Below are 3547 nucleotides of genomic sequence, written 5' to 3'. Positions count from 1 at the left end.
AATTCGCAATGAAAATGGCTATGGAAAAACAGGCCGCTTGAAGTCAGATTGAAACCAACGACTCTCCTGAAAAATGGAGGGAAGATGGGTCTCAGGTCAAACCTAATGATTTAATTATATTATTTCTAGATCATGTGTTGACGCATCGCGAGCCTATTGGCTGGCGATGCGATTCAACGAGCTACGCGGCACTGTCTGCCAGTCACTGTTTGCTGGGTCGTCGCGCCGCTGGGGTGGGGCGCCCACCCAATTCGCCGCGCTACAGGTTTTGATCAATCACTGGCGCTTGTCAGGCATCAGCGAGTTTGCCGTGAGGCACTCGCCAGTTTCGAAGCAAGGAGGGACGAGGGAGCGGGCACTTTAATAGCGAGCGCGCTGCCAGATGAAGTTGTCGGCCGCGAATTCTGGTAATATCTGCCCCACTTCTGCCCAGTGGAGCCGCAACGATCTTGGCTTCCATGTTTGGAGATATAACGCCATGCCGACCCGGCGACATTTCCTTATCAGCTTCGTCGCAACGCCGATTGTGCTGCCGAGACTAGGCCATGCAGCCGGCGCTCCTGTGGAGCTGCCGCTTACGGCCAGTTGCGGGGATGACCACGAGCTGACGCCGGCACAGACCGAAGGCCCGTATTTTACGCCGGAGAGCCCTGAAAAACAGGACTTCGCGAGCGATGCACCGGGCGGTGAAAGGATGACGCTTGCTGGTTACGCACTAACCAAGGACTGCCAGCCCGTAGCAAAAGCGATGATCGAGTTATGGCATGCCGATGAGATGGGCGCCTACGACAATAGCGGATACAAGCTCCGCGGACATCAATTCACAGATGCAGAAGGCAAATGGTGGTTCGAGACGATCGTGCCCGGGATCTATCCTGGTCGCACTCGGCACTACCACGTAAAAGTCCAACGGCCCGGCGGGAAGGCGCTGACGACGCAGCTGTATTTTGCCGATGAGCCGGACAATGAGCGTGACCGCATGTTCAATGCAGACTTGTTGCTCGACATCAGAACGACGAGCGACGGAAAATTCGGCCGCTACAATTTCATAGTGGCGTAACCGGCGCTTTGCGTCTCTTGAGCTGCTTGGGCGCTGTCATCTTTAGGCGCTTCCGCCGGCGATCAATGCATCACGTGCGGCGCGAAACGCGTCTTGCAGCGCCTTGTAACCATCAAGTCCTTCAAGAGCGTAGCTATTGAGGAACTGACGCCCCGCGAACAGCTTGCGATCGACCGGGGTCAGCTCGGCTTCCGCGCAGACCTCTTGCCAGTGTGCGGCGATCCTCGTGATCTGCCGCTCGATCAGCGCGGCGGCTTCCGCCTCTTTCAGGTGATAATCCGGCGCGGCTGCAAGGCACGTTGCTAGAGTGCTGGTGCGGCTCTCGCCCTTGATCAGCATGGCCTGCGTGGCTTCGTTGCCCGTGCGGTTTTGCGGGCAGATGTCGTAGGCGGGCGTCAAGGTCAGCCTCTTGCCGTTCCAGAATGCGGCATGGTTGCGGGCATGGTCGTCGGTGTTGCCGCACAGGACGTTGAAGCAAATCCGTCCGTAGAGCTCCTTGAGCGTGTACTTGGGATCGGTGAAGCGGTGGCGGATCAGCTCGGCTAGGTCCTCGTAGGAGGCATAGCGGGCCATCATCTCATCAAGGCCCAGCATCGTGAGGGCCGAGACCATCGCGTGCCGCGTCCAGCCGGCCTTGGTATGCGTGCGGTCAAAGCGCTCGATCAGCAGCACGTCTTTTTGCGCGGCGCGGGTCATCGACACGGATGCCGCGTTGAGCCCGCAGGCGCTTGCCAGCTTCATCGCGATGAATTCCGCCTTTACGACGCTGTATGTGTCGTTGCTGGCCGAGAATTTGGCGATGAACTTTTTTGTCCCGTCATCGATCAGCGCCTTGGGGCGCGCGCCGCCGATCGAGGTGCCGTGATTGAGGGCCTGATCGAGCGCCGGGGGCAGAGGAACGCCCTTTTCGATGAGGTCAGCCGCTTCAAGGAGCTCGTCGAGCGATGCTTGCGCGGCAAGGCGGGGGATATATTCTGTGGCCGATGCCTGAAAATCGAGAGCGCCAATCCGGTCGGAGCCTGACTGGAGCAAATAGGTCAGCTCGCTGATCTCCGGCACACCGGCAGCGTCGGGCTTTTTGCCCGTCAGCCTGTTGATGATCACCCGACGGCCCCAGGCATCGGGCGAGCCGTCGCGGATACAGCTCGCCATCCACAGGCCGTTGATGGGCGCGATTACGCCTTCCTGAAGGGGCAGTTCGGGCTCATAGATCGGTATGGCTTGCTTTCGACGCCGGTAGCTGGCGCCGTAGGTAAAGATCAGGCGCTCGCCATCCTGGTCGAGGCGGCCTGCAACCACCGGTTCTGTTGCCCCCAGCAACCACATCCAGACAAAGGCTTCAGTGGCGTCCGCCCTAGAAGTCATCATCGACTTCCTTCATCGTGTGGCGGACGCTCTTGGGTAGCAGGGAAAGTTTTTCATCAAGGCGGGCGTTGTGCATCTGCAGGGTGCGCTCATCATAGTCGAACAGACGCACGCCCACGAGGGAGGCGACCTCGAAGACGATGCCGATCTCAGGGCCGGGCGTGCCCTTTTCGATGCTGGACAGCGTCGTGCGGCTGATGCCGGCGCGGTCGGCCAGTTCTTGGGCCGTTAGGCGGCGCTCGGCTCGGCCGACGCGGATCAGTTTGCCAAGCATGGTGAGCGCTTCGCGCGTCACTCTTGAATAGCTTCTCTTGCGTGGCACGGTTGGCACCTATTTTGTCCATCTAATTGTACGTGAAGGACGGTTGCGCCCAGAATTTTGTACATCTTGCCATGATGCGTACGGCTGAGTCAAGCGTTGTTCATTTGATTGGTCATAAGGCAAATTGGTGACCAGAATTTTGAACAATGGGTCGGTTCCAGCTGAGGGCGAAATGACAGTGCGCCGGTTGCAATTCCGCGGTGGCTTTTCGAGGGGCCCATTTGGATGCAATAGGAAGACATTGAGGCCAGTTTGACAGGCAGTTTGCGATCGCCTTTAGAGGAGGGTGCAATCAGTTTCCTGACGCGCGCATGGATCGATACCCGTGTCGGCTGCAGACTGAAAGGGCTTCTGGCTCGGCGGGTTCGACAGGAGAATGCTCTGCTTCGAAAGATGCTTGAGCGGTTTGGCGCAAACTAAGACACGCGCGCCTTCGCGCTTCATCTTCAGGAAGTGCGGTATCGCCCTTGATCGGCAATTGGCTCGGCGGCTCTCGGTTGGCCAACAACAGGTGGCGGATGCTTCCTGATGGGGGTCTGTTCGCTAGTGCCTCGACAGTCGCATAATGTATCGACGGGTACTTGGGCGTGGCCTTGACCGTGACCGAGCCATAGAAGCCGGGCTGAAAGCCAACGCTCAAGAATCTCAAACTCCGAAACTCGCAGAATGACTGCAACGGAACTATATTGCAGTCAATGAAAGCGATTGCGAGGGTCTGACTATGGCTATCCTGACAGTACGAAATGTACCTGATGAAGTGCACCGGGCTTTACGCGTCCGAGCGGCGATTCACGGCCGTA

The 3547-nt window shown here is 58.3% G+C and carries 3 protein-coding genes and 1 pseudogene; 2 read left to right on the top strand and 2 right to left on the bottom strand.

The genetic code is table 11. The features are described from left to right. The first annotated feature begins 478 nt into the window (after positions 1-478). A complete protein-coding gene (locus ASD00_RS32950; protein WP_057211185.1) occupies positions 479-1060 on the top strand; it encodes an intradiol ring-cleavage dioxygenase in 582 nt (193 codons plus the stop codon). Between the two features lie 42 nt (positions 1061-1102). On the opposite strand, the gene ASD00_RS32945 is transcribed toward ASD00_RS32950, so the two are convergent. Continuing rightward, positions 1103-2425: a type II toxin-antitoxin system HipA family toxin gene (locus ASD00_RS32945; RefSeq protein ID WP_057211183.1), complete on the bottom strand. Its 1323-nt coding sequence runs from the start codon at positions 2423-2425 to the stop codon at positions 1103-1105. Next, positions 2415-2699 carry a helix-turn-helix domain-containing protein gene (locus ASD00_RS32940; RefSeq protein WP_057211187.1) on the bottom strand — a complete coding sequence of 95 codons (285 nt, stop codon included), beginning with the start codon at positions 2697-2699 and terminating at the stop codon, positions 2415-2417. Before ASD00_RS32940 ends, ASD00_RS32945 begins: the two co-directional genes overlap by 11 nt. Before the next feature lie 769 nt (positions 2700-3468). On the opposite strand from ASD00_RS32940, the pseudogene ASD00_RS42175 reads away from it, so the two are divergent. Further along, positions 3469-3547 (top strand): annotated as a pseudogene (locus ASD00_RS42175) (plasmid stabilization protein); the annotation flags it as partial.

Source organism: Ensifer sp. Root31, assembly GCF_001424825.1.
In the GTDB taxonomy this organism is placed as follows: Bacteria; Pseudomonadota; Alphaproteobacteria; order Rhizobiales; family Rhizobiaceae; genus Ensifer; species Ensifer canadensis.
The sequence above is the reverse complement of the archived record's forward strand: the minus strand, read 5'-3'. Positions and strand labels throughout refer to the sequence as shown.